We start from the raw sequence: 23459 nt of genomic DNA on the forward strand, positions 1-23459 counted from the left end.
CCCACCGGCCCGCGCCCAACCACGCAACTCAACCACCCCCCACCGTGAACCCGATAACAGACCCACCCCCCGCCCGCCGCGCAGCGAACGTCGCACCCCCGTGCGCGAAGGCAACCTCCCGCACGATCGACAACCCCAGCCCCGACCCCGGCAGGGACCGCGCATCCGCGGCCCGGTAGAACCGGTCGAACACATGCCGAAGGTCGTCGTCGGTGATCCCGGGCCCCCGGTCCAGCACCTCCACCCGGACAGTCCCGTGCACCGCGGGCCCCGCCACGTTGATCTCGATCGGCGCCGTCCCGCCCCGGTCGAACTTCGCCGCGTTCTCCACCAGGTTGGACACGGCCCGCTGCAGCATCCCCGGCCGCCCGTCCGTCGTCGTATCGCCACTGGCCCGCACCACGATCCGCCGCCCGGTGCGGCGCCGGGCGAGCCCCGCCACGTCCTCCGCGACATCGGCGAGGTCCACCCGTTGCGGCGGCTCCGAGTCGGACTGCCCGGCCGCCAGGTCCACCAGCTCATTGACCAGGTCGGTCAGTTCGAGCGCCTCCTGGGCGAGGTCGGCGACCAGCTCGTCCCGGGTCTGCGGCGGGAACTCCTCGATACGGCGCAGCAGCGAGATGTTGGTACGCAGGGATGTCAGCGGGGTGCGCAGCTCGTGCCCCGCGTCCTGCACCAGCCGCCGCTGGTCCTCCTCGGACTGGGCGAGCCGTCCCAGCATGCGGTCGAAGGCCCGCCCCAGACGCCCCACCTCGTCGTATCCGGTGACCGGCACCTGGATGCCGAGCCGCCGGGTCCGCGCCACGTCCTCCGCGGCGGAGGTGAGGACGATCAGCCGGCGGGTGATGCGCCGGGCCAGCCACCACCCGAACAGCCCGGCCGCGACCACGACCGCCGACATGAGGATCAGGGTCCGCTGCTGGAGCGCGCGCAGCAGATCCTCGGTGTTGCTGAACTCCTGCGCGATCTGCACCGCTCCCCGTCCGCCCCCGAACGAGACGGTGGCGACGCGGTAGACGTCGTCGCCGACATCGACGTCTGCGTGCACGACCGTGCGCCCGGAGACCTGCTGGGCGGCGATCCGCCGGTCGGCGTCGGTGACGGGCAGGCCGGGGCGGCCGGGGTCGTAGACGGAGCCGTCCGCGCCGAGGACCTGCACGTCCGTGCGGGCGGGGCGGACCAGGTCGTGGCCGGGGGCGGTGGAGGAGAAGTCGACGGGTTGCATCCGCCGGTTGCGGACCTCGCTGCGCACGTCCTGCACGACCTCGTCGAACACGGACTGCTGATCCACCCGCACCAGCCGGGCGGCGGCGCTGTAGGACAGGATGCCGACCAGGACGGTGACCCCGGCGGTGACGGCGGCGAAGGACACCGCGAAGGTGGTGCGCAGGGAGACCAGCCGGGGCCGCGGGCGCCGCAGCAGCCGGCCGAAGCGGGCCACTCAGTTCTCCCGGAGCACGTAACCCACCCCGCGCACCGTGTGGATCAGCGGCGGGGCGCCGGGCTCGTCGAGCTTGCGGCGCAGATAGCCGACGTAGACGGCGAGGTTCTTGGAGCCGGGGCCGAAGTCGTAGCCCCAGATGCGGTCGTAGATGGTGGCGTGGTCGAGGACGATCCCGGCGTTGCGCACCAGCAGTTCCAGCAGCTCGAACTCGGTGCGGGTGAGTTCCAGCTCGCGCCCGCCGCGCCAGGCCCGGCGCGCCTGGAGGTCCATGCGCAGCCCGGCCGCCTCCACACCCCGCTCGGGCTCGGGCTCCGGCTGCTTCGGTACGTCGGCGACGGACGGGGGCTCGGCCTGTCCGGTGCGGCGCAGCAGCGCCCGCAGGCGGGCGAAGACCTCCTCGACGTCGAAGGGCTTGACCACGTAGTCGTCGGCGCCCGCGTCCAGGCCCGCGATCCGGTCCTGGGTCTCCACCAGCGCCGTCAGCATCAGGATCGGCGTGCGGTCGCCCTCGGCGCGCAGGACCCGGCAGACCTGGAGGCCGTCGATGCCGGGCATCATCACGTCGAGGACGAGCACGTCCGGCGGTGCGGTGTGGGCCTGCGCCAGCGCCTCCACGCCGTCGGCGACCGCGATGACCCGGTAGCCCTCCAGGGTCAGGGCACGCTCCAGGGCATGCCGGATGGCGCGGTCGTCTTCGGCGAGGAGCACGGTCTGAGGCACGGTGTTCAGTGTGCCAACCCGGCCCGTCCTACGGTGTGGCGAGCAGCTCACCCGGGGTGCCTCTTACCGGCCTCTCACCCCGTGGGACGCAGCGCGGCGAGCTGTTCCGCGAAGGGCACCAGACGCTCCGCCCCGGCGGCTTTCGTCGTGCTCAGCCCGCTCATCAGCGCGGCCAGCTCACCCGCGGCCCGCTCGACGCGGCCGTCCAGGCCCTCCGCTCCCCAGTCCTCCGAGGCCGCGTAGACGCCGGTCGGGACGATCACGGCCTTGAGGTAGGCGAAGAGCGGGCGCAGGGCGTGTTCCAGGACGAGCGAGTGCCGGGCGGTGCCGCCGGTCGCGGCGACCAGCACCGGCTTCCCGGCCAGCGCGTCCTGCTCCAGGACGTCGAAGAACGACTTGAACAGTCCGCTGTACGAGGCCGAGAACACCGGGGTGACGACGATCAGCCCGTCGGCCCGGGTAACCGTGTCTTGCGCGGCGGCCAGCTTCCGGCCAGGGAAGCCGCCTGTGAAGTTGTGCGCGATCTCCACCGCGAGGTCGCGCAGCTCCACGACCTCGACCTCGGCCCCGGTCCGCCCGGCGACCGCGGCGGCGAGACGGTCGCCGAGCAGCCGGGTGGAGGACGGGACGCTCAGCCCCGCCGAGACGACGACGAGCTTCATGCGACGGTCACCTCCTGGGCCTTCTTGATGAGGGAAGCGTGGGTGGGAGCCTCCGGGACACCGGCCGGGCGGTTCTTCGCGAACTCCTCGCGCAGCACCGGCACGACCTCCTCGCCGAGCAGGTCGAGCTGCTCCAGCACGGTCTTCAGGGGCAGCCCGGCGTGGTCCATCAGGAACAGCTGGCGCTGGTAGTCACCGGCGTACTCGCGGAAGGACAGGGTCTTCTCGATCACCTGCTGCGGCGAGCCGACGGTCAGCGGGGTCTGCTCGGTGAAGTCCTCCAGCGAGGGCCCGTGGCCGTAGACGGGCGCGTTGTCGAAGTACGGGCGGAACTCGCGCACCGCGTCCTGGGAGTTCTTCCGCATGAACACCTGCCCACCGAGTCCGACGATCGCCTGCTCGGCGGTGCCGTGCCCGTAGTGGGCGTAGCGGGTCCGGTACAGCTCGACCATCCGCTTGGTGTGGTCGGCCGGCCAGAAGATGTTGTTGTGGAAGAAGCCGTCGCCGTAGAAGGCGGCCTGCTCGGCGATCTCCGGCGAGCGGATGGAACCGTGCCAGACGAACGGCGGTACGCCGTCCAGCGGCCGGGGCGTGGAGGTGAAGCCCTGCAGGGGCGTGCGGAACTTGCCGTCCCAGTTCACCACGTCCTCGCGCCACAGCCGGTGGAGCAGGTGGTAGTTCTCGATGGCGAGGTTGATGCCCTCGCGGATGTCCTTGCCGAACCAGGGGTAGACCGGGCCGGTGTTGCCGCGGCCCATCATCAGGTCGACCCGGCCGTCGGCCAGGTGCTGGAGCATCGCGAAGTCCTCGGCGATCTTCACCGGGTCGTTGGTGGTGATCAGCGTGGTCGAGGTGGACAGGACCAGCCGTTCCGTCCGGGCCGCGATGTAGCCGAGCATCGTGGTCGGCGAGGACGGCACGAACGGCGGGTTGTGGTGCTCACCGGTCGCGAAGACGTCCAGACCGACCTCCTCGGCCTTCAGCGCGATGGCGACCATGGCCTTGATGCGCTCCCGCTCGGTCGGCGTCCGGCCCGTGGTGGGGTCCGGTGTGACATCGCCGACGCTGAAGATCCCGAACTGCATGGCCGCTCACCCTCCAGATTGTTGACTGTTCAACTATACCTGGGAACGGCACCCCCGGTCCCGCTATTCCCACCGCCCGGCAGCCCCCTCAGAAGTAGTACGCGTCCCCGGTGTCCAGGATCAGCACCCGCTGCCGGTCGTTGTCCGGGTTCCGGTCCACCGCCCCGCCGCTCCACACCGTGTCGATCTCCAGCCGCACCTCGGAAGCGGCCTTGTGGAGCTGGACGCGCAGCCCGATCCGCTCCCCCGCCTCGTCCGCCGCCAGCGCCCCCACCCGGCACAGCACCGCCCGCGCCCCGGACCGGGCGCACCCGTCGGGCAGTTCCTGCCGGTCGGCTAGCGGCTCGGACCAACGCAGCCGTACCGTCGCGTCCGGTACCGCCGCCGGTCCGTGATTGCGCGGGGTGAACCGCAGGTCGACCTGACCAAAGGCCAGGGACGCGGCCCCGTGATAGGCGAGATCCGCCTCCCGCCCTTCGGCGGCGCCGGCATCGGCCGCCCCGCCCGCCGCCAGCAGCACCGCCGCTACCCCGGTCCCGAGCACCCGCACACTCCGCATACCGCCCACTCCTCCGCGATCGCACACCGCCGGTCATCTCGTCGTACGGATGTATCCCACGCGGAGCGGGCCGCAGGCGCCCTCCATCAGGTGACGGCCCGCGGACGGCCGTATGCGAAGCTGCTGCGCATGCTCGTCGCCCGCTCCGCAGCCCTCTTCGCCGTCGCCGCCCTGTTCGAGATCGGCGGCGCCTGGCTGGTCTGGCAGGGGGTACGCGAGCACCGCGGGCTGCTGTGGATCGGCGCGGGCGTCGTCGCGCTCGGCGCCTACGGTTTCGTGGCCACCCTCCAGCCCGACGCGGACTTCGGGCGCATCCTCGCCGCGTACGGCGGGGTCTTCGTGGCCGGCTCCCTCGCCTGGGGCATGGTCGCGGACGGCTACCGGCCCGACCGGTGGGACGTGACGGGCGCGCTGATCTGCCTCGCGGGGATGGCCGTGATCATGTACGCCCCGCGAGGCGGCTGAGCCGGGGGATCAGCCCGGGGATCAGCCGGGCGGCAGCAGGCCGAGCTGGTCGAGGAACTCCATCTCGTCGAAGTAGAGCCGGTAGTCGACGATGTGTCCGGTGTCGTCGACGGTGGCGAAGTCCACCCCCCGGATCCTGATCTCCTTCTGCGTCGGGGGCAGCGTCTCCCCGGTGGGGAGCTGGATCGGCCCCGTGTTCCGGCCGGTGTAGATGCCCTCGTCGATGGCCGTGTCACCGACCTCGTACGAGTGCACCGACTCGAACCTGGCCTCCGGCATCGCCTCCGTCATCTGCCGCCAGTACGCGGCGATGTCCTCCCGGCCGTGCAGCTCACCGCCGTCCGGCGTGATCGCGACGGCGTCCTGCGCGTAGAGCTCGCCGATGGTCTTCTGGTCCGCCGACGTGATCGCTTCCGTGAGCCGGTCCATGACCTCACGTGCCTGTCCCATGGTCCACCTCCCACAGTGGGGATCACCCGTTTCATTGTCCCACCGCCCGCCTATCCTGGCCGGACAGTCCGCCGACCCGAGACCTTCCACCGGTCCGCCCCGAGGAGCAGCCCCATGGCCACCGCCGCACCCTCCGCCGCCTCCCGCATCGCCGTCGTCACCGGTGCGAGCAGCGGAATCGGCGCCGCCACCGCACGGCGGCTCGCGGCGGCCGGATACCGGGTCGTCCTCACCGCCCGCCGCAAGGACCGCATCGAGGCGCTGGCCGAGGAGATCAGCGCGGCCGGCCACTCGGCGGCGGCCTACCAGCTGGACGTCACCGACCGCGCCGCGGTCGACGAGTTCGCCACCGCCTTCCGGACCATCGGCGTCCTGGTGAACAACGCCGGCGGAGCCCTCGGCGCCGACCCGGTGGCCACCGGCGACCCGGCCGACTGGCGCACGATGTACGAGACGAACGTCATCGGCACCCTCAACCTCACCCAGGCCCTGCTCCCGAAGCTGGAGGCGAGCGGCGACGGCACGGTGGTCGTCGTCTCCTCCACCGCGGGCCACAGCACCTACGAGGGCGGCGGCGGGTACGTCGCCGCCAAGCACGGCGCCCACGTCCTGGCGGAGACCCTCCGCCTGGAGATCGTCGGCCGCCCGGTCCGCGTCATCGAGATCGCGCCCGGCATGGTGAAGACCGACGAGTTCGCGCTCACCCGCTTCGGCGGCGACGAGGAGAAGGCGGCCAAGGTCTACCAGGGCGTGGCCGAGCCGCTGTCCGCGGACGACGTGGCCGACACCATCACCTGGGCGGTGACCCGCCCCAGCCACGTCAACATCGATCTGCTGGTGGTCCGCCCGCGCGCCCAGGCGTCCAACACCAAGGTGCACCGCGACCTGTGACGACCTTTCCGTTTCCGGGGGCTTCGCAACACAACGGGCAGTAGAACGATCGTGTGGACAGACACATACGCTTCGACGCCCTGCACAACTTCCGCGATCTGGGCGGCTATCCGGCCGCGGACGGCCGCCGCGTCCGCCCGTCCCGCCTCTACCGCGCGGACTCCCTGAGCAAGCTGGCCGAAGCCACCCCGGACTGGTCCCGCTTCCGCTCCCTGGGCATCCGCACGGTGATCGACCTGCGCCATCCCTGGGAGATCGAGAGCCGCGGCCGCGTCCCGCACCACGACGGCCTCGCCTACCACAACCTCAGCATCGAGCACCGCCCCTACGACCAGCCCGCGCTCGCCGCCGACGTGGATCCGGGCCCGTATCTGGCGGAGCGCTACCTGGAGGTGGCGCAGGACGGCACGGAGGAGATCCGCCGGGCCCTGGAACTGGTGGCCGATGCGGCCGAGGCGGACCAGCCCCTGGTCTTCCACTGCGCCTCCGGCAAGGACCGTACAGGACTGCTGGCAGCCCTGGTCCTGGGACTGCTCGGCGTCGACGACCACACCGTCATCGAGGACTTCAGCCTCACGGAGCTGGCGGCCCCGGCGCTCCTCGCCGAGTGGCGGGCGCGGAACGACGGCCGGACACCGACCTGGCTGGGCTACGGCCGCGCCCCCGAGTCGGTGATGCGCCTGTTCCTGGCCTCCCTCACCACCCATTACGGCTCGCTCGAGGACTACGTCACCAAGGCCCTGTCCCTGGACGCGCAGGCCCTCACGCACACCCTGCGCACCGCACTCCTGGAACAACCCCCCGTCACCTGGCCACAGTTGACCTACCGCAAGGCGGTGGAGACCGACACCGGCACCCTCGCCCGCCTCCACGACTCCGCGGCCCTGTGGCAACTGGCCCGCGGCATCGACCAGTGGAAGCCCGGCGAGAAGGACGAGGCCCATTTCCTCGACCGCATGCGGGACGGCGAGGTCTGGCTCGCCCACGCGGGCGGCCGGCTGGCCGGCGCCTGGGAACTGTGCTGGACCGACCCCGAGGCCTGGGGCCCCCGCCCGGACGACGCCGGTTACATCCACCGCCTGATGACCACTGCCCACACCGCCCCACCGGGCACGGGCCGAGCCCTGCTGGCCGAGGCGGAATCCCGCATCACCACAACCGGCCGCCCCTACGCCCGCCTGACCTGCCCCACCGCCAACCCCCGCCTGCGCACGTACTACGAGTCCGCGGGCTACCAGGTGGTCGGCGAACACCCCACGAAACAGGGCGACCTGAGAGGCCCGTACCCGGTGACGCTGCTGCTGGAGAAGAAGCTGGCCTGACGCGCGAAAGGGCCCGAGCCAGAACGGCCCGGGCCCCCGCGGTCGGTCAGCCCTTGACGCAGACGACCTGCTTCAGCTTCGCCACGACCTCGACGAGGTCCCGCTGCTGATCGATGACCTGCTCGATCGGCTTGTAGGCACCCGGGATCTCATCGACGACCCCGGAGTCCTTGCGGCACTCCACGCCCCGCGTCTGCTCCTCCAGGTCCTTCGTCGAGAAGCGGCGCTTGGCGGCGGTACGGCTCATGCGCCGGCCCGCGCCGTGCGAGGCCGAGTTGAAGGACAGCGGGTTGCCGAGGCCCTTCACGATGTACGAACCGGTGCCCATCGAGCCCGGGATGATCCCGTACTCGCCGGAGCCCGCACGGATCGCGCCCTTGCGGGTGACCAACAGGTCCATCCCGTCGTAGCGCTCCTCGGCCACGTAGTTGTGGTGCGCGCTGATCTCCGGCTCGAAGGTGGGCCGCGCCTTCTTGAACTCCTTGCGGACCACGTCCTTCAGGAGCGCCATCATGATCGAGCGGTTGTACTTCGCGTACTCCTGCGCCCAGAACAGGTCGTTGCGGTACGCCGCCATCTGCGGGGTGTCCGCGATGAAGACGGCGAGGTCGCGGTCGACCAGACCCTGGTTGTGCGGCAGCTTCTGGGCCACACCGATGTGGAAGTCGGCCAGTTCCTTGCCGATATTCCGCGAACCGGAGTGCAGCATGAGCCAGACGGCACCCTCGGTGTCCGTACAAACTTCAACGAAGTGGTTGCCGCTGCCCAGCGTCCCCATCTGCTTGGTGGCCCGCTCCTGCCGGAACTTCACCGCGTCCGCGATTCCGTCGAAGCGGCCCCAGAAGTCGTCCCACCCGGCCGTGCCGAAGGCGTGCATCCGGGTCGGGTCGACGGCGTCGTCGTGCATCCCCCGGCCCACCGGGATCGCCTGCTCGATCTTCGACCGCAGCCTCGACAGATCCCCCGGCAGATCGTTCACCGTGAGGGACGTCCGGACCGCCGACATACCGCAGCCGATGTCGACGCCGACCGCCGCCGGGCACACCGCACCCTGCATCGCGATCACCGAGCCGACCGTCGCGCCCTTGCCGTAGTGAACGTCCGGCATGACCGCCAGACCTTTGATCCACGGCAGGGTCGCCACGTTCCGCAGCTGCTGGAGGGCCACGTCCTCCACCGTCGCCGGATCCGTCCACATCCGGATCGGAACCTTCGCGCCGGGCATTTCCACGTACGACATATCGTCCTCATTCCCCCGATAAGCAACACAAGTCTTAAATCGCAAAACCGGCGCCAAGGTCAACGTAAGGGACAACGGACCGGCGTTCACGGCAGTGCGTGCGATACACATTGTCTGCAGGGGCCGCCCCCACCCCGCAAACGATTAACCCGCAGCGAGAGGAGCCGACCGTGCAGCGGAAGGCGTACGTATCCGGCGCCGTCGCGCTCCTCGCGGCCCTGCTGGCCGGCTGCACCGGCGGCTCCGCGGACACCGGCACGACGGACGGCTCCAACGCGGACGACTCCGGTACGGCGACGACGGCGGCCGAGCCCGGCCGCTACCGCACGCTGCCCGAACCCTGCGGCGCGGTCAGCGCCGACACCCTCGACGTCCTGCTGCCCGGCATCCCGCAGATCGCCGACCCGAACCAGCGCGAGAAGGCCTACGAGGGCACCGCCACCCTCACCTACGACACCGACCGCAAGGTCGGCTGCCGCTGGAAGGTGGAGTCCGCCGACGCCACCGACCACCTCTTCATCGACTTCGAGCGGGTGGTGTCCTACGACAACAGCGTCAGCGACGACACCCAGGCCGAGCAGCTCTTCGCCGGCCGGCGCACGGCGGCCGACCTCCCGGTGCCGACCGTCACCGAGTCCGACTCCGTGGCCCCCACCATCACCCCGAGCGGCTCCGCGTCCGCCTCGGCGACCCCCTCGGAACCGGACCCCGCCTCTTCCTCCCCCTCCTCCTCGCCGTCCGCCACCCCCACCGACCTCCAGCCCCGCGTCCTGGACGACGTGGGCGACGAGGCGTTCCTGGACGACGTGTTGAGCAGCGCCGGTTCGACGGTCCAGCAGCGCACGGTGACTGTGGCGTTCCGCACGTCCAACGTCATCGTGACCATCCAGTACGAGGAGCAGCCGGCCACCGTCGGCACCGTCCCGGACAGCAAGGAAATGCAGGACAGGGCGCGGAATCTGGCGGCCGAGCTGGCGGACGCGCTGGCCGGCTGAGGTCCGTTCGCGGCCGTTCGCGAAGACGGCGAAACCGAAACGCCCGCCGTGCTCACCGCGTACCGTGGCCCCTCGGACCCGATCCGACGGCAGGAACCACGAGTCTCATGAGTGAAGGAACCATGCAGCGAGCAGTCCAGCGTGACCCGAGCCCCCAGCGAGCCAGGCGCCTTTCCCGCGCTGTTGTCGGTGCGGCCGCCGTCCCCGTGATGCTGATCGCCGCGGGCTGCTCCTCGGACTCCGGCACGGACGACGCGAGCAAGAGCTCCGCGAGCGCCTCGGCCTCGGCGAGCCCGTCGCCCACGGTGCAGGCCGCCGCGTACGGCAAGCTGCCCGAGGCCTGCGACGTGCTGTCGAAGGGCACCCTGAGCGATCTCGTGCCGAAGGCGAGCAAGTCGGGCAAGGAGGGCGCGTCCAACGACACGGCGGCGCGCGCCAGTTGCTCCTGGAACAGCCTGGACAACAACGGCGTGGACGGCTCGCAGTTCCGCTGGCTGAACGTCTCGCTGCTGCGCTTCGACTCCGACGTCACCCGCGGCGAGGGCGACAAGCTGGCGCAGGAGTACTACGCGAAGCAGGTCGAGGACGTCCAGGCGGTGGACGGCGCGAAGAACGTCAAGTCCGAGCCGGTCACCGGCACGGGCGACGAGGCGACGGCCGTGCGCTACGACCTGAAGAAGAAGGAAGGGCTCTTCAAGCAGCAGTCGGTCGTGGCCCGCGTCGAGAACGTCGTCGTCACCCTCGACTACAACGGCGCCGGTCTCGCCGGTGAGCAGACCCCGAGCGCGGACACCCTCACCAAGCTGGCGAAGAAGGCCGCCAAGGAGGCGGTGGCCGCGGTGACGGAGGCGAACGGCGCGGGCGGCGGCTCGGCGAGCGCGAACCCGGCCAAGTCGGCTTCCGGCTCGGCCTCGAAGTCGCCCTCGAAGAAGCCCTCCGCCACGGCGACGAAGAAGAGCTGACCCCCCTCCGGCACCACGTGCACCGCACACATGTGCCACCCTGTTGCGCGCAACACCAGGTAAGGGAGGGGAGTACGGGTGGCCGCGCCAATACAGCTGACCCGGATGCACCGCGTTCTCATCGGCGTGGTCGTGTTCGGCGCCGTGATCATCGCCGGCATCGGCTTCGCGGGGTCGTACGCCGCCGTCCGCGAGCTGGCCCTGCAGAAGGGGTTCGGGAACTTCTCGTACGTCTTCCCGATCGGCATCGACGCGGGCATCTGCGTCCTGCTGGCGCTGGACCTGCTCCTGACGTGGATCCGCATCCCGTTCCCGCTGCTGCGCCAGACGGCCTGGCTGCTGACGGCGGCGACGATCGCCTTCAACGGCGCGGCGGCCTGGCCGGACCCGCTGGGCGTCGGCATGCACGGGGTGATCCCGATCCTGTTCGTGGTCTCGGTGGAGGCGGCCCGGCACGCGATCGGCCGGATCGCGGACATCACGGCCGACAAGCACATGGAGGGCGTCCGGCTGACCCGCTGGCTGCTGAGCCCGGTCCCGACGTTCCTGCTGTGGCGCCGCATGAAGCTCTGGGAGCTCCGCTCGTACGAGCAGGTCATCAAGCTGGAGCAGGAGCGCCTGGTCTACCAGGCCCGCCTCCGCTCCCGTTACGGCCGGTCCTGGCGCCGCAAGGCCCCGGTGGAAAGCCTGATGCCCCTGCGCCTGGCCCGCTACGGCGTCCCCCTGGCGGAAACGGCCCCGGCGGGCCTGGCGGCGGCGGGAATCGAACCGGCCCTGCTCCCTCCGGCGCCCCGGCCCGAGCCGGTCACGGCCGGCCGCGCCGACGCGGCGGTGCCCGCCCGCGAGCAGCGCCCCGAACTGCCCCGCGATCCGCACCCCGAGTACCTCGACCACGAACCCGAGCCGGAAGAGAGCCCCTGGCTGCACGCCAGGCACCCGGAAGAGATCGAGTACCACGGCGGCTACGACCCCACGTACGACCCGGGCTTCGACCAGTGGCACCAGGAGGAACCCCCCACCCCGGAGCCCTCCATGGAGGAAACCGGCAGCTTCCCCATCCCCGTCGCCCCCGGCCGCACCCGTGAACTCGGCGAGGGCGGCGGCACCCTCCCCGCCGAACCGGACGAGGACGCCTACTACCAGGTCTTCCGCGAGTCGATAAAGAGCGGCAACGGAGCCCCCACGCCCCGCGGCTTCATGGCCGACGTGGAGGCGACCTACGGGGTCACGCTCCCCGAGGCCGAGGCCAAGCGCATGGTGAACCGTTTCTCGAACCGCCTCAACGCGGAACTGGCGGACGAGCACATCGCCTGACAGGCACAGAAACAGCAGGCACACGAAAGGGGGCCCTCGACCAAGCCGAGGGCCCCCTTTCCGTACGTACCGCCTACGTACCGCCTACTCCCCGAGCAGGGCCCGCACCCGCTCCTGCCCCACCGCCAGCAGCAGCGTGGGCAGCCGGGGCCCGGTGTCCCGCCCGACGAGCAGGTGGTACAGCAGCGCGAAGAACGTCCGCTGAGCCGTCTTGATCTCCGGCGGCAGCTCCTTGGGCGTGGCGTCGGCCGAGAAGCCGGCCTGCACCTTGGGCACGCCGTAGACGAGGTGGGTCAGCCCGTCCAGCGACCAGTGCGAGGCCAGCCCGTCGAGCAGCAGCCGCAGCGACTGCCGGGACGCCTCGTCCAGCGACTTCAGCAGCTCGGCGTCGGGCTCGGACCGCACGATGGTCCGCTGGTCGGCGGGCACATGCGTGTTGATCCACGCCTCGGCCTTGTCGTACCGCGGCCGGGCCTCGTCCAGCGAGCCGAGCGGGTTCGCCGGGTCCAGCTCGGACAGGATCCGCAGCGCCTGGTCCGCGTGCCCGGCGGTGATGTCGGCGACGGACGCGAGGGTCCGGTACGGCATCGGCCGGGCCGTCCGGGGCAGCTCCCCGGCGGCCGTGCGCACCGCACGGGCGTGCGCGGCGACGTCCGCCGGGAGGGCGGAGCCGTCGGCGACCTTGGCGTCGAGCTTGTCCCACTCGTCGTACAGCCGCTGGATCTCCTGGTCGAAGGCGATCTTGAAGGACTGGTTGGGGCGGCGGCGGGCGTACAGCCAGCGCAGCAGCTGCGGCTCCATGATCTGGAGGGCGTCCGCGGGCGTGGGCACGCCGCCGCGCGAGGAGGACATCTTCGCCATGCCGGAGATGCCGACGAAGGCGTACATCGGCCCGATGGGCTGCCGGCCGCCGAAGATCCCGACGATCTGCCCGCCGACCTGGAAGGACGACCCCGGGGACGAGTGGTCGACACCGCTCGGCTCGAAGACGACACCTTCGTAGGCCCAGCGCATGGGCCAGTCGACCTTCCACACCAGCTTGCCGCGGTTGAACTCGCTCAGCCGGACGGTCTCCGCGAAGCCGCACTCGTTGCAGGTGTACGACAGCTCGGTGGTCTCGTCCTCGTAGGAGGTGACCGTGGTGAGGTCCTTCTCGCAGTTGCCGCAGTACGGCTTGTACGGGAAGTACCCGGCCGAGCCGGAGGAGCCGTCGTCCTCGGCCGCGGCCCCCGAACCCTCGGCGGCCTCCAGCTCGGCCTCGTCGACGGGCTTCTGCTGCTGCTTCTTCGCGGGGGACTTCTTGGTGCGGTACTGGTCGAGGATCGCGTCGATGTCGCCGCGGTGCTTCATGGCGTGCAGGATCTGCTCGCGGTACACCCCGGAGGTGTACTGCGCGGTCTGGCTGATCCCGTCGAACTCCACTCCCAGCTCGGCGAGCGAGTCGATCATCGCGGCCTTGAAGTGCTCGGCCCAGTTCGGGTAGGGCGAGCCCTTGGGCGCCGGCACCGAGGTGAGCGGCTTGCCGATGTGCTCGGTCCAGGCCTCCTCGTCGACCCCGGCGATGCCCTTGGGCACCTTGCGGTAGCGGTCGTAGTCGTCCCAGGAGATCAGGTGCCTGACCTGGTGGCCACGGCGCCGGATCTCGTCCGCGACGAGGTGGGGGGTCATGACCTCACGGAGGTTGCCCAGGTGGATGGGCCCGGAGGGGGAGAGCCCGGACGCGACGACGACCGGTTTGCCCGGGGCCCGACGCTCCGACTCCTCGATGACCTCATCCGCGAAACGGGAGACCCAGTCGGTGGTCTCGGTGCTCTGAGCCACGATCGGCACGTCCTTCTTTCTGAACGGGTGAGGCTCCATTGTCACAGACCTGCGTGCGGCCGGAAAAACGGCTTTACCCCCCGTGGGATACTGACCGTGCCCATCGATTCCCACGAGGAGAACGGCACCCACTCCTATGGCTCCGGTCACGTCCCTCAGCGACTCCGTCGAACAGCAGCTCACCGCCGCCCTCTCCGCCGCCCTGCCGGAGACCTCCGCGGACCCCCTGCTGCGACGCAGTGACCGGGCCGACTTCCAGGCGAACGGTGTCCTCGCACTGGCCAAGCAGGCCAAGGCGAACCCGCGGGAGCTGGCGGCGCAGGTCGTCGGCAGCATCGTCACCGGCGACGTGATCAAGGACGTCGAGGTCTCGGGCCCCGGCTTCCTCAACATCACGCTCACCGACAGGGCGATCACCGAGAACCTCGCCGCCCGGTACGCCGACCCCGACCGCCTCGGCGTGGCGCCGAAGCAGAACCCCGGCGTCACGGTCATCGACTACGCCCAGCCGAACGTGGCGAAGGAGATGCACGTCGGCCACCTGCGGTCCGCGGTGATCGGCGACGCCCTGCGCGGCATGCTCGACTTCACCGGCGAGAAGACGATCGGCCGGCACCACATCGGCGACTGGGGCACCCAGTTCGGCATGCTCATCCAGTACCTGCTGGAGCACCCCGGCGTGCTGGCCCCCGCCTCGGAGGTCGACGGCGAGCAGGCCATGTCGAACCTGAACCGGGTGTACAAGGCCTCCCGCGCGCTCTTCGACTCCGACGAGGAGTTCAAGGAGCGGGCGCGCAAGCGGGTCGTGGCCCTGCAGTCCGGCGACCGGGAGACCCTGGAGCTGTGGCAGCAGTTCGTGGACGAGTCGAAGGTCTACTTCTACTCGGTCTTCGAGAAGCTGGACATGCGGGTCCGGGACGAGGAGATCGTCGGCGAGTCGGCGTACAACGACCTGATGCCGGAGACGGCCCGGCTGCTGGAGGAGTCCGGCGTCGCCGTGCGCTCCGAGGGCGCGCTCGTGGTCTTCTTCGACGAGATCCGCGGCAAGGACGACCAGCCGGTGCCGCTGATCGTGCAGAAGGCGGACGGCGGCTTCGGCTACGCGGCCTCCGACCTGTCCGCGATCCGCAACCGGGTCTTCGACCTGAAGGCGACGACGCTCCTGTACGTGGTGGACGTCCGCCAGTCGCTGCACTTCAAGATGGTCTTCGAGACGGCCCGCCGGGCGGGCTGGCTCGGCGAGCACGTCACCGCGCACAACATGGGCTACGGCACGGTGCTCGGCGCGGACGGCAAGCCGTTCAAGACCCGTGAGGGCGAGACGGTGAAGCTGGAGGACCTCCTCGACGAGGCCACCCAGCGGGCCGCCGAGGTCGTACGGGAGAAGGCGCGGGACCTCACCGAGGACGAGATCCAGGAGCGGGCCGCGCAGGTCGGCATCGGCGCCGTGAAGTACGCGGACCTGTCGACGTCGCCGAACCGGGACTACAAGTTCGACCTGGACCAGATGGTGTCGCTGAACGGCGAGACGAGCGTGTACCTGCAGTACGCGTACGCCCGGATCCAGTCGATCCTGCGCAAGGCGGGCGCGACCGAGCCTGCCGCGCACCCGGAGCTCGCACTCGCCCCGGCCGAGCGGGCTCTCGGCCTGCACCTGGACGCCTTCGGCGACACGGTCTTCGAGGCGGCGGCGGAGTACGCCCCGCACAAACTGGCCGCGTACCTGTACCAGCTGGCGTCGCTGTTCACGACGTTCTACGACAAGTGCCCGGTGATCAAGCCGGAGCCGCCGAGGGACGTGGCGGAGAACCGTCTGCTGCTGTGCGACCTCACGGCCCGCACCCTCCACCGGGGCATGGCCCTGCTGGGCATCCGGACGCCCGCACGGCTGTAACCGCGCACGCGGGACCGCGGCCCGTCCTCTCCCCCGCTGGGAGGACGGGCCGCGGCGTGTGCGGGGGCGCTCAGCAGCCGATGGAGTTGAAGTCGGCGAAGGCGGCCCTGGTCTTCGTTCCGGCGACCCCGTCGACGGTGAGGCCGTAGTCGAAGATGTTCAGATAGCGCTGGAGCGCCTTGACGGTGTTGGTTCCGACGACTCCGTCGACGGCACCGGCGCCCAGGCCCAGGTCGTTGAACTTCCGCTGGGCCGCCTTCCAGCTGTTGGTGCCCAGCTGGCCGTCGATCGCGCCCGGGTTGTAGCCCGTGTCGCGCAGCCAGCACTGCCAGTTCTTGGCCTGGGTGGTGTTCAGGCCGAGGTTGTTGACCGCGAGCGGTGCGACGGCCTCGGCGCTCACGGCCGGCCGGGCGGCCGGTGCGGAGGCCGCGTGGGCGGTGCCCGTGGCGGCCAGGCCCCCCGCGGCGATCCCGGCCGCGGCGGTCAGACTGACGAGGGTCCTCGTCATGGCTCCCATGGTGTTCCCCCTTCGATGGGACGGTGGTGCGTCGCCATCGAGACTGCGGGGTCGGGCCGACCGCCCGCCACGGTCACCGGGCAAGTGACGGCCTCCCGGGACGTCCCGCGCGCTGACCTGCGAGGACGCGGTCGGCCGAGACGGCGGCGCGGGACGGCCGCGGTGGCCGGTTCCGGACGGCGGCGGGAACCGCGGGGCGGTGGGGGCCGTACTTGCCGGCATGGCGCGTTGGAGAGAGCTGCCCGCCGGATTGAGCCCGCAGGTGCGCCAGTTGGTGGTGCGCCTGCGCCGGCTGAAGGACCACAGCGGGCTGAGCATGCGGCAACTGGCCGTCAAGACGGGGTACAGCGCGAAGTCCTGGGAGCGGTACCTGGGCGGCCGGTCGCTGCCGCCCCGGGAGGCCGTGGCGGCGCTGGCCCGCGTCGGCGGGGACGATCCGACGAGGCTGCTCGCCCTGCACGAGGTCGCCGCGGAGGCGTGGGGTGCGCGCCGGGTGGCACCGGAGGCACCGCGGCGCCTGCGGGTCGTGTTCGTGTCGGGTGCGGTGGCCCTGGTGGTGGCGATCGCCACGTCGGTCGTGCTGGTCGTGCGGTTCACGGACGGCGGCTCCGGGGAGGAACGCGCGGCGGCGCCTCCGAGGCCCGCGTCGGCGTCCCGGTCCAAGCGCACCTACGAGTGCCGGGTCGAGCGGAGCGCGGACGGCCGCTGGTACGCGGGCAACAGCCGTACCCGGGACGCGATCCTGGCGTACGGCCAGGCGGGCCCGGAGGTAGCGGAGGCGCAGTGTCTGCTGCGCCGGGCGGGGTTCCCGGCGGGCGAGATCGACGGGATCTACGGCCCGTTGACGCAGGGCGCGGTCAAGCGGATCCAGGAGCGGGAGGGTCTGGTCGTGGACGGCATCATCGGGCCGCACACCTGGAAGGCCCTGCGCGGATGACCAGCGCCCGACTCGCCGCCGAGCTGCGGGAGTTGCGGTCGCGTACGGGCCTGAGCATGGCGGCGCTGGCGGGCCGGACGACGTACAGCAAGTCGTCCTGGGAGCGGTACCTCAACGGCAAGACGCTGCCGCCCCGGCGGGCCGTGCAAGAGCTGTGCCGGATCGCCCGGGAGCCCGAGGGCCGGTATCTGGCGCTGTGGGAGATCGCGGAGGCGGAGTGGAGCGGCCGGGCGAAGGAACCGGAGCCGCCCGTCGCGGCAGGCCGGCGGCGGCGCGCTCCGCTCGTGGCCGGGTGCGCCGTACTGCTCGCCGGGGTCGTCGCGGCGGGCCTGCTCCTGCTGCCGGGCGACGGCGCCGAACCGTCCGCCGCCCCCGCCGGCACGCTCACCGGCCCCCGCTGCCGAGGCGCCGCCTGCGAGGGGCAGGACCCCATGCACATGGGCTGCGGCAGGGGCCCCGCCACCCTCGCCGAGCACCGCACGGCCTCCGGAGCCTGGGTGGCGGTGCGCTACAACCCGGCGTGCGGGGCGAGTTGGGGCCGGATGTGGGGCACGCGGGTCGGGGACCGGCTGGAGGTGGAGGCGGGCGGCGCGACCCGCGGCAGGCGGATCGAGGACGGCATCGACGCGGACGCCTACGTCTACACGCCGATGACCGCGACGCCCCCCGGAGCCACCGTCCGCGCCTGCTTCTGGCCCGCCGACGGCCGCCGGGAGTGCGTGGACGCCCGCGCCGGCTAGGCCTCGATCCCGAACTCCTCCTTCAGCAGCCGCTCGACGTCCTCGTCCGCGACCTCGCGTGCGCTGACCGTGCCGTCGGCGCGGGTCTCGGTGAGGAGGTTGCCGTGCAGCAGGACATGGCGGTCGGGGGTGACGCGCTGGACGTAGCGGCTCTGGGTGAACGGGGAGCGCGGGTTGGTCCCGACGTGCCAGTTGAACACCTCGTAGTCGGGCTCCTCGAAGGGGTCCAGGGTGAAGGCGTACTGCTGCTCCCAGTCCTTGCCGTCGTGCCACTCCAGCATCCACAGCTCCAGCGGCCCGTGGTGCGGGACGTGCACGAGCCGGTGCCGGCGGCCCGCGCCGGGGAACTCGGCGCCGGTCCTCAGCGGCACCGGCTCCAGCAGCGCGCCGATGGCTCCGTAGCCGACGTCGGCGAGGTAGGGCTCGGGTTCGCCGGGGACCTGGACGAGCAGGGTCATGTGGGTGCGGGGCCGGCTCTCGGGCCGGTCCGCGCCGAGGACGACCCGGGCCGCCAGCGTGGTCACCCGGAAGCCGAGGGCCTCCAGGGCGTGCCGGAAGAGGGTGTTGTGCTCGTAGCAGTAGCCGCCGCGGCGCCCGTGGATCAACTTGGCCATGAGGTCGCCGAGTTCCAGCGAGGGCGCCCTGCCGCTGACGGCGTCCAGGTTCTCGAACGGAACGGACCGGGAGTGCGCCAGATGCACCCCCCGCAGCGTGGCCAGGTCGGCCCTGCGCTCCCCGTCCCATCCGATGCGGCCGAGATACGCGTCGAGGTCGAACTCCACTGTGTCGGACATGCCTTCACCCTAGGCAGCCGCCCCCGCCCCTGTCGGCGGACCTCAGCCGCAACAGCGCCGGGACTTCCGTCCTAGTCCCGCAGCCCTCGGCCCAACCGCCGCAGCCCTTCCGCGATCTGCTCCGGGGTCTCCGTCACGTAGCACAGGCGCAGGGTCGAGGGGTCGGGCTCGCCGGCGTAGAAGGGGGCGCCGGGGACGTAGGCGACGTCCTCGCGCACCACCTTCGGCAGCAGGGCGGCCGTGTCGTACGACTCGGGCAGCCGGGCCCACAGGAACATGCCGCCCTCGGGCCGGTTCCAGGTCGAGCCGGGCGGGAGGGCGTCGGCCAGGCCCGCGAGCATGGCGTCGCGCCGCTCGCCGTAGACGCGCGCGACGCGGGCCACGTGGGCGTCGAGGTCCCGGTCGGCCAAGTAGCGTGCGGCGGCGAGCTGGTTGACGGTCGGGGTGTGCAGGTCGGCGGCCTGCTTGGCGACCGTGCAGGCGCGGCGCAGCCCGGCCGGGGCGCGCAGCCAGCCCAGGCGCAGCCCGGGTGCCATGACCTTGGAGAAGGATCCGAGCAGGACGGTACGGTCCTCGGCGCCCGGGTGGGCCGCGATCCACGGCACGCGCTCGCCCTCGAAGCGCAGTTCGCCGTACGGGTCGTCCTCGACGATCCACAGCCCGTGCCGGGCGGCCACCGCGGCGACGGCGGCCCGGCGGGCGGCGGGCAGGGTGCGGCCGGTCGGGTTCTGGAAGGTGGGGACGGTGTAGAGCAGCTTGGGGCGCTCCCGGACGACCAGTTCCTCCAGCGCGGCCGGGTCGACGCCGTCCCCGTCGCCCGGCACCGCCACGAGCCGCGCCCCGGTGAGAGCGAAGGCCTGAAGTGCCGCCAGATAGCAGGGGCTTTCGACCAGCACGGTGTCCCCGGGCTCCAGCAGCGCGGTGGCGAGCAGGGACAGCGCCTGCTGCGAGCCGGTGGTGACGAGGATGTCGTCGGCGTCGGTGGCGAGCCCCCGCGCGGACGTCCGCGCGGCGAGCGCGGCCCGCAGCTCCGGCTCGCCCTCGGTGGGGGCGTACTGGAGCGCCCGCGCGGGCACGTCGGCCAGCACCGCCCCGTAGGCCGCCGCGATCCCCGCCACGTCGAACAGCTCCGGCGCCGGCAGCCCGCCGGCGAAGTTGATCACCTCGGGCCGCGCGGTGACGGCCAGGATGTCGCGTACCGGCGACCCTCCCACCGACCGGGCGCGGGAGGCGAGCGGCGGAACGGGCGCGGAACGGAACGGCACGGGCTCGACGACGGTCACGGGGCGGCTCCTCGTTGGCGATACGGCTGCTTCCCGCACTGTAAGGAGCTAGGTGGTGCCTACAAGCAGCTTTCCGCGATACGGACGCCCGGCCTCCGGGACGCGCTGGGCTACTGACGCTCCTGGAGCTTCTGAGCAGCCTCGGTGGCCCAGTAGGTGAGGATGTTCCGCGCTCCGGCCCGCTTGATCCCGGTGAGCGTCTCCAGGATGGCCCGGTCCCGGTCGATCCAGCCCTTCTCGGCGGCGGCCTCGACCATGGAGTACTCGCCGGAGATCTGGTAGGCGGCGACGGGCACGTCCACGGCGTCCGCGACGCGCGCGACGATGTCGAGATAGGGCCCGGCGGGCTTGACCATCACCATGTCGGCCCCCTCCTCCAGATCGAGGGCCAACTCCCGCAGGGAATCCCGGGCGTTGGCGGGGTCCTGCTGGTAGGTCTTGCGGTCCCCCTGGAGGGAGGAGCCGACGGCCTCGCGGAAGGGGCCGTAGAAGGCGGACGCGTACTTGGCGGTGTACGCGAGGATGGCGACGTCCTCCCGGCCGATCTGGTCCAGAGCGTCCCGGACGACCCCGATCTGCCCGTCCATCATCCCGCTGGGCCCGACGACATGGGCGCCGGCGTCGGCCTGGACCTGAGCCATCTCGGCGTACCGCTCCAGGGTGGCGTCATTGTCGACGCGCCCCTGGGCGTCGAGCACCCCGCAGTGTCCGTGGTCGGTGGTCTCGTCGAGACACAGATCGGACATCACGAGCAGCTCGTCACCGACCTCGGCGCGCACGTCCCGCAGGGCGACCTGCAAAATGCCGTCCGGGTCGGTCCCGGGGGTGCCGAGGGCGTCCTTCTTGCTCTCCTCGGGCACGCCGAAGAGCATGATCCCGGAAACGCCGGCGGCGACGGCCTCGGCGGCGGCCTTCTTCAGGCTGTCCCGGGTGTGCTGCACGACGCCCGGCATGGCGGCGATCGGCACAGGCTCACTGACCCCTTCCCGCACGAAGGCCGGAAGGATGAAGTCGGCCGGATGCAGCCGGGTCTCGGCAACCATCCGCCGCATGACAGCGGAACCCCGCAACCGCCGGGGCCGAGTCCCCGGAAAAGATCCATACGTCGTCATACCACCTACGCTACGCCCGCCCAGACCCCCCCGATGCCGACGCAATGTCGGCCTCCCCCACCCACCACAACCCCGCCCACGCAGCTACAGGCAGCCGTGCCCAACGCACGCAGCCGCGAGCCGTCGTCCTCCACCCACGCAGCCACGGACAGCCGCCCCCAACCCACGCAGCCGCAGGCAGTCGTGTCCTCCACCCACACAGCCGCAGGCCGTCGACCTCCACCCACGCCACCACAGACAGCCGCCCCCAACCCACGCAGCCGCAGGCAGTCGTGTCCTCCACCCACACAGCCGCAGACACCCGCCCCACCGCGACACCAGCGCCCCCACCGGCGCAACCACAGACACCCGCCCCCACCCACGCCACTGCGCACCGACACCCGACCCGCGCAACCGCGGGCAGCCGCGCCCCCAGCCCACGCAGCCGCAGGCCGTCGTGCCCCACCCACGTCACCGCGACACCAGCGCCCCACCCGCGCAACCGCGGGCCGTCGTGCCCAACCCGCGCAGCCGCAGACAACCGTCCCCCACCCGCGCGGCTGCAGACAGCCGCCCCCAACCCGCGTAGCTGCGGGCGTCCGCCGCTGGGGCGGCACTGGTGGGCTGGGGGTTCCCCCTCTGGGGGAGGCATCCCGCCAGCGGGGGCTCAGCGAAACCCACCCCACCCCAGCCCCAACCAACCCGCACCCCAAAAAGGCCCCCACGAAGGCGCCCCGCAACCCCCGCACCCGCACCCGCCCCCACCCCCACCAACCTGCACACCCCACCCCCACCAGTCATCCTGGAAGAACAAGCGCGCGCACCCAGGACCCCGACGGCCGCCCCCGACCGCCGCCGTCCCTCCGTACACCCCCGACGGAGGACCACATGACCGCCCCCCACCCCACCCCCGACCTCTTCGCCCTCTCGGAGATCCAGGGCCCAGTCCTGCGCCCCCGCGACCCCGGCTACGGCGACGAAGTCACCGGCTTCAACCTCGCCGCCCTCCACACCCCGGACGTCGTCGTAGGAGCCACCAGCCCCCACGACATCGTCACCGCCCTCCGCTGGGCCTCGGCCACCCACACCCCCGTCGCCGTCCAGGCCACCGGCCACGGCGCCAACTTCCCCATCGACCACGGCCTGCTCATCAACACCACCCGCATGACCGACGTGACGGTCACCCCGGAAACCCGCACCGCGAAGATCTCCGCGGGCGCCAAGTGGCGACACGTCCTGGACGCCGCCACCCCCTACGGCCTCGCCGCCCTCAGCGGCTCCGCCACCGACGCGGGAGCCATCGGCTACACCCTCGGCGGCGGCCTCCCCGTCCTGGGCCGCGCCTACGGCTTCGCCGCCGACCTGGTCCACAGCTTCCAGGTGGTCACCCCGGACGGCACCCTGCACGAAACGGACGCCACCCACGAACCGGAACTCTTCCGGTCCCTGAAGGGCGGCAAGGGAAACGTAGGCGTCGTCACCTCCATGACCTGCGGCCTGCTCGAACTCCCCACCCTCCTCGGCGGCGGAATCTACTGCGAGATCCAGCACGCCGAAGCCCTCATGACCGCCTGGGCACAGTGGGCCCAGGACGTCCCGGAGACCATGTGCAGCGCGTTCACGCTGCTGCGCCTGCCCCCGATCCCCCAGATCCCCGAACCCCTGCGCGGCGGCTCCTGGGCCCGCGTCGCGGTGGCCTGGCCCGCGGACCCCGCCGAGGGCGAAGCCCTGCTGGCACCGATCCGCGAGGCCGCCCCGGTAGCCGTCGACCTGGTCGAGGAGATGCCGTACGCGGCACTCGACCGCATCTACATGGAACCCCAGGACCCGCTCCCCGCCCGGGAATCGTGCAGCCTGCTGCGCGACCTCCCGCCGGAGGCGATCCGCGCCTTCCTCGACGAGGCGGGCCCGCAGGCAGCCGACTACCCCCTGCTGGCGGTCGGCCTGCGCCACATGGGCGGCGCCCTGTCCCGCCCGGCACGCACCGAGGACGCGATCTGCGCCCGGGACGCCACCTTCCTCCTCGAAGCGGTGGGCGTCCTGGCCGCCCCGCCGGCGGCGGAAGCGATCGAGCGGGCCACGGCCTCCCTGCACCGCACCATGGCTCCGTACGGCACCGGCCGCACCATGGTCAACATCCACGGCACCCCGGGCGACGCCGAGGACCGGGCCCGCGCCTGGACCCCGGAGGTCCTCACCCGCCTGCGCGAGGCCAAGAAGACGTACGACCCGGACAACCTGCTGCGCTACGGCCACACCGTCACGTAGCACGG

General features: G+C 71.9%; 22 protein-coding genes. 10 read left to right on the top strand and 12 right to left on the bottom strand.

Annotated features, from left to right (window positions below):
* Positions 1-28 precede the first annotated feature (28 nt).
* The 5 genes from ACWD11_RS03895 to ACWD11_RS03915 all read right to left on the bottom strand — a co-directional run bounded on the left by ACWD11_RS03895 (position 29) and on the right by ACWD11_RS03915 (position 4470).
* The gene (locus ACWD11_RS03895) at positions 29-1441 is read right to left on the bottom strand and encodes an ATP-binding protein (protein ID WP_451281080.1); all 1413 of its coding nucleotides are present in this window, start codon (positions 1439-1441) and stop codon (positions 29-31) included.
* Positions 1442-2164: a response regulator transcription factor gene (locus ACWD11_RS03900; RefSeq protein WP_389415569.1), complete on the bottom strand. Its 723-nt coding sequence runs from the start codon at positions 2162-2164 to the stop codon at positions 1442-1444.
* 74 nt (positions 2165-2238) lie between these two features.
* The gene (locus tag ACWD11_RS03905; protein WP_451281082.1) at positions 2239-2826 is read right to left on the bottom strand and encodes an FMN reductase; all 588 of its coding nucleotides are present in this window, start codon (positions 2824-2826) and stop codon (positions 2239-2241) included.
* The gene (locus tag ACWD11_RS03910) at positions 2823-3911 is read right to left on the bottom strand and encodes an LLM class flavin-dependent oxidoreductase (RefSeq protein WP_389415571.1); all 1089 of its coding nucleotides are present in this window, start codon (positions 3909-3911) and stop codon (positions 2823-2825) included. Before ACWD11_RS03910 ends, ACWD11_RS03905 begins: the two co-directional genes overlap by 4 nt.
* 88 nt (positions 3912-3999) lie before the next feature.
* On the bottom strand, positions 4000-4470 hold the full coding sequence (locus tag ACWD11_RS03915) for a hypothetical protein (protein WP_389415572.1): 471 nt from the start codon (positions 4468-4470) through the stop codon (positions 4000-4002).
* A 129-nt stretch (positions 4471-4599) separates the two neighbouring features.
* Between ACWD11_RS03915 and ACWD11_RS03920 the strand changes: the two genes are divergently transcribed.
* The gene (locus ACWD11_RS03920; protein WP_451281152.1) at positions 4600-4935 is read left to right on the top strand and encodes a YnfA family protein; all 336 of its coding nucleotides are present in this window, start codon (positions 4600-4602) and stop codon (positions 4933-4935) included.
* Positions 4936-4956: 21 nt separating this feature from the next.
* On the opposite strand, the gene ACWD11_RS03925 is transcribed toward ACWD11_RS03920, so the two are convergent.
* Complete coding sequence (locus tag ACWD11_RS03925) at positions 4957-5385, bottom strand: ester cyclase (RefSeq protein WP_389415573.1); 429 nt, start codon at positions 5383-5385, stop codon at positions 4957-4959.
* Between the two features lie 114 nt (positions 5386-5499).
* On the opposite strand from ACWD11_RS03925, the gene ACWD11_RS03930 reads away from it, so the two are divergent.
* Both ACWD11_RS03930 and ACWD11_RS03935 read left to right on the top strand, forming a co-directional pair.
* On the top strand, positions 5500-6276 hold the full coding sequence (locus ACWD11_RS03930) for an SDR family NAD(P)-dependent oxidoreductase (protein ID WP_389415574.1): 777 nt from the start codon (positions 5500-5502) through the stop codon (positions 6274-6276).
* Between the two features lie 53 nt (positions 6277-6329).
* Positions 6330-7598: a tyrosine-protein phosphatase gene (locus ACWD11_RS03935; RefSeq protein ID WP_451281084.1), complete on the top strand. Its 1269-nt coding sequence runs from the start codon at positions 6330-6332 to the stop codon at positions 7596-7598.
* A 46-nt stretch (positions 7599-7644) separates the two neighbouring features.
* On the opposite strand, the gene ACWD11_RS03940 is transcribed toward ACWD11_RS03935, so the two are convergent.
* Complete coding sequence (locus ACWD11_RS03940) at positions 7645-8838, bottom strand: RtcB family protein (RefSeq protein ID WP_389415576.1); 1194 nt, start codon at positions 8836-8838, stop codon at positions 7645-7647.
* Positions 8839-9008: 170 nt separating this feature from the next.
* On the opposite strand from ACWD11_RS03940, the gene ACWD11_RS03945 reads away from it, so the two are divergent.
* The 3 genes from ACWD11_RS03945 to ACWD11_RS03955 all read left to right on the top strand — a co-directional run bounded on the left by ACWD11_RS03945 (position 9009) and on the right by ACWD11_RS03955 (position 12109).
* Entirely contained in the window at positions 9009-9833 is an 825-nt protein-coding gene (locus tag ACWD11_RS03945; RefSeq protein WP_389415577.1) for a DUF3558 domain-containing protein, read from the top strand.
* A 107-nt stretch (positions 9834-9940) separates the two neighbouring features.
* Entirely contained in the window at positions 9941-10795 is an 855-nt protein-coding gene (locus ACWD11_RS03950) for a DUF3558 family protein (protein WP_389415578.1), read from the top strand.
* Positions 10796-10873: 78 nt separating this feature from the next.
* Entirely contained in the window at positions 10874-12109 is a 1236-nt protein-coding gene (locus ACWD11_RS03955; RefSeq protein WP_389415579.1) for a DUF2637 domain-containing protein, read from the top strand.
* 84 nt (positions 12110-12193) lie between these two features.
* On the opposite strand, the gene lysS is transcribed toward ACWD11_RS03955, so the two are convergent.
* Entirely contained in the window at positions 12194-13939 is a 1746-nt protein-coding gene (gene lysS, locus ACWD11_RS03960) for a lysine--tRNA ligase (RefSeq protein ID WP_451281087.1), read from the bottom strand.
* A 127-nt stretch (positions 13940-14066) separates the two neighbouring features.
* Between lysS and argS the strand changes: the two genes are divergently transcribed.
* The gene (argS, locus tag ACWD11_RS03965) at positions 14067-15824 is read left to right on the top strand and encodes an arginine--tRNA ligase (RefSeq protein ID WP_389415581.1); all 1758 of its coding nucleotides are present in this window, start codon (positions 14067-14069) and stop codon (positions 15822-15824) included.
* A 70-nt stretch (positions 15825-15894) separates the two neighbouring features.
* Here the strand turns inward: argS and ACWD11_RS03970 are convergent, their stop codons facing one another.
* The gene (locus tag ACWD11_RS03970) at positions 15895-16332 is read right to left on the bottom strand and encodes a peptidoglycan-binding domain-containing protein (RefSeq protein WP_389415582.1); all 438 of its coding nucleotides are present in this window, start codon (positions 16330-16332) and stop codon (positions 15895-15897) included.
* Between the two features lie 229 nt (positions 16333-16561).
* Between ACWD11_RS03970 and ACWD11_RS03975 the strand changes: the two genes are divergently transcribed.
* Both ACWD11_RS03975 and ACWD11_RS03980 read left to right on the top strand, forming a co-directional pair.
* A complete protein-coding gene (locus ACWD11_RS03975; RefSeq protein ID WP_389415583.1) occupies positions 16562-17278 on the top strand; it encodes a peptidoglycan-binding protein in 717 nt (238 codons plus the stop codon).
* Complete coding sequence (locus ACWD11_RS03980) at positions 17275-18018, top strand: helix-turn-helix domain-containing protein (protein WP_451281089.1); 744 nt, start codon at positions 17275-17277, stop codon at positions 18016-18018. The genes ACWD11_RS03975 and ACWD11_RS03980 overlap by 4 nt, the downstream gene beginning before the upstream one ends.
* On the opposite strand, the gene ACWD11_RS03985 is transcribed toward ACWD11_RS03980, so the two are convergent.
* The 3 genes from ACWD11_RS03985 to hemB all read right to left on the bottom strand — a co-directional run bounded on the left by ACWD11_RS03985 (position 18015) and on the right by hemB (position 21207).
* On the bottom strand, positions 18015-18812 hold the full coding sequence (locus ACWD11_RS03985; protein ID WP_451281091.1) for an arylamine N-acetyltransferase family protein: 798 nt from the start codon (positions 18810-18812) through the stop codon (positions 18015-18017). The two genes, ACWD11_RS03980 and ACWD11_RS03985, sit on opposite strands and share 4 nt — an antisense overlap.
* A gap of 71 nt (positions 18813-18883) precedes the next feature.
* A complete protein-coding gene (locus ACWD11_RS03990) occupies positions 18884-20095 on the bottom strand; it encodes an aminotransferase-like domain-containing protein (protein ID WP_389415586.1) in 1212 nt (403 codons plus the stop codon).
* A gap of 110 nt (positions 20096-20205) precedes the next feature.
* The gene (gene hemB / locus ACWD11_RS03995; RefSeq protein WP_389415587.1) at positions 20206-21207 is read right to left on the bottom strand and encodes a porphobilinogen synthase; all 1002 of its coding nucleotides are present in this window, start codon (positions 21205-21207) and stop codon (positions 20206-20208) included.
* Between the two features lie 867 nt (positions 21208-22074).
* Between hemB and ACWD11_RS04000 the strand changes: the two genes are divergently transcribed.
* Positions 22075-23454, top strand: a complete 1380-nt coding sequence (locus ACWD11_RS04000; RefSeq protein ID WP_451281093.1) for an FAD-binding oxidoreductase — start codon at positions 22075-22077, stop codon at positions 23452-23454.
* Positions 23455-23459 lie beyond the last annotated feature (5 nt).

The organism is Streptomyces sp. NPDC002776 (assembly GCF_053592195.1).

What these genes read in the sequence shown, in the direction of transcription:
- ACWD11_RS03905 (WP_451281082.1), bottom strand. Translation starts at nt 2,826, where the DNA reads ATGAAGCTCGTCGTCGTCTCGGCGGGGCTGAGCGTCCCGTCCTCCACC.
- ACWD11_RS03910 (WP_389415571.1), bottom strand. Translation starts at nt 3,911, where the DNA reads ATGCAGTTCGGGATCTTCAGCGTCGGCGATGTCACACCGGACCCCACC.
- ACWD11_RS03915 (WP_389415572.1), bottom strand. Translation starts at nt 4,470, where the DNA reads ATGCGGAGTGTGCGGGTGCTCGGGACCGGGGTAGCGGCGGTGCTGCTG.
- ACWD11_RS03920 (WP_451281152.1), top strand. Translation starts at nt 4,600, where the DNA reads ATGCTCGTCGCCCGCTCCGCAGCCCTCTTCGCCGTCGCCGCCCTGTTC.
- ACWD11_RS03925 (WP_389415573.1), bottom strand. Translation starts at nt 5,385, where the DNA reads ATGGGACAGGCACGTGAGGTCATGGACCGGCTCACGGAAGCGATCACG.
- ACWD11_RS03930 (WP_389415574.1), top strand. Translation starts at nt 5,500, where the DNA reads ATGGCCACCGCCGCACCCTCCGCCGCCTCCCGCATCGCCGTCGTCACC.
- ACWD11_RS03940 (WP_389415576.1), bottom strand. Translation starts at nt 8,838, where the DNA reads ATGTCGTACGTGGAAATGCCCGGCGCGAAGGTTCCGATCCGGATGTGG.
- ACWD11_RS03950 (WP_389415578.1), top strand. Translation starts at nt 9,941, where the DNA reads ATGAGTGAAGGAACCATGCAGCGAGCAGTCCAGCGTGACCCGAGCCCC.
- argS (WP_389415581.1), top strand. Translation starts at nt 14,067, where the DNA reads ATGGCTCCGGTCACGTCCCTCAGCGACTCCGTCGAACAGCAGCTCACC.
- ACWD11_RS03970 (WP_389415582.1), bottom strand. Translation starts at nt 16,332, where the DNA reads ATGACGAGGACCCTCGTCAGTCTGACCGCCGCGGCCGGGATCGCCGCG.
- ACWD11_RS03975 (WP_389415583.1), top strand. Translation starts at nt 16,562, where the DNA reads ATGGCGCGTTGGAGAGAGCTGCCCGCCGGATTGAGCCCGCAGGTGCGC.
- ACWD11_RS03980 (WP_451281089.1), top strand. Translation starts at nt 17,275, where the DNA reads ATGACCAGCGCCCGACTCGCCGCCGAGCTGCGGGAGTTGCGGTCGCGT.
- ACWD11_RS03985 (WP_451281091.1), bottom strand. Translation starts at nt 18,812, where the DNA reads ATGTCCGACACAGTGGAGTTCGACCTCGACGCGTATCTCGGCCGCATC.
- hemB (WP_389415587.1), bottom strand. Translation starts at nt 21,207, where the DNA reads ATGACGACGTATGGATCTTTTCCGGGGACTCGGCCCCGGCGGTTGCGG.
- ACWD11_RS04000 (WP_451281093.1), top strand. Translation starts at nt 22,075, where the DNA reads ATGACCGCCCCCCACCCCACCCCCGACCTCTTCGCCCTCTCGGAGATC.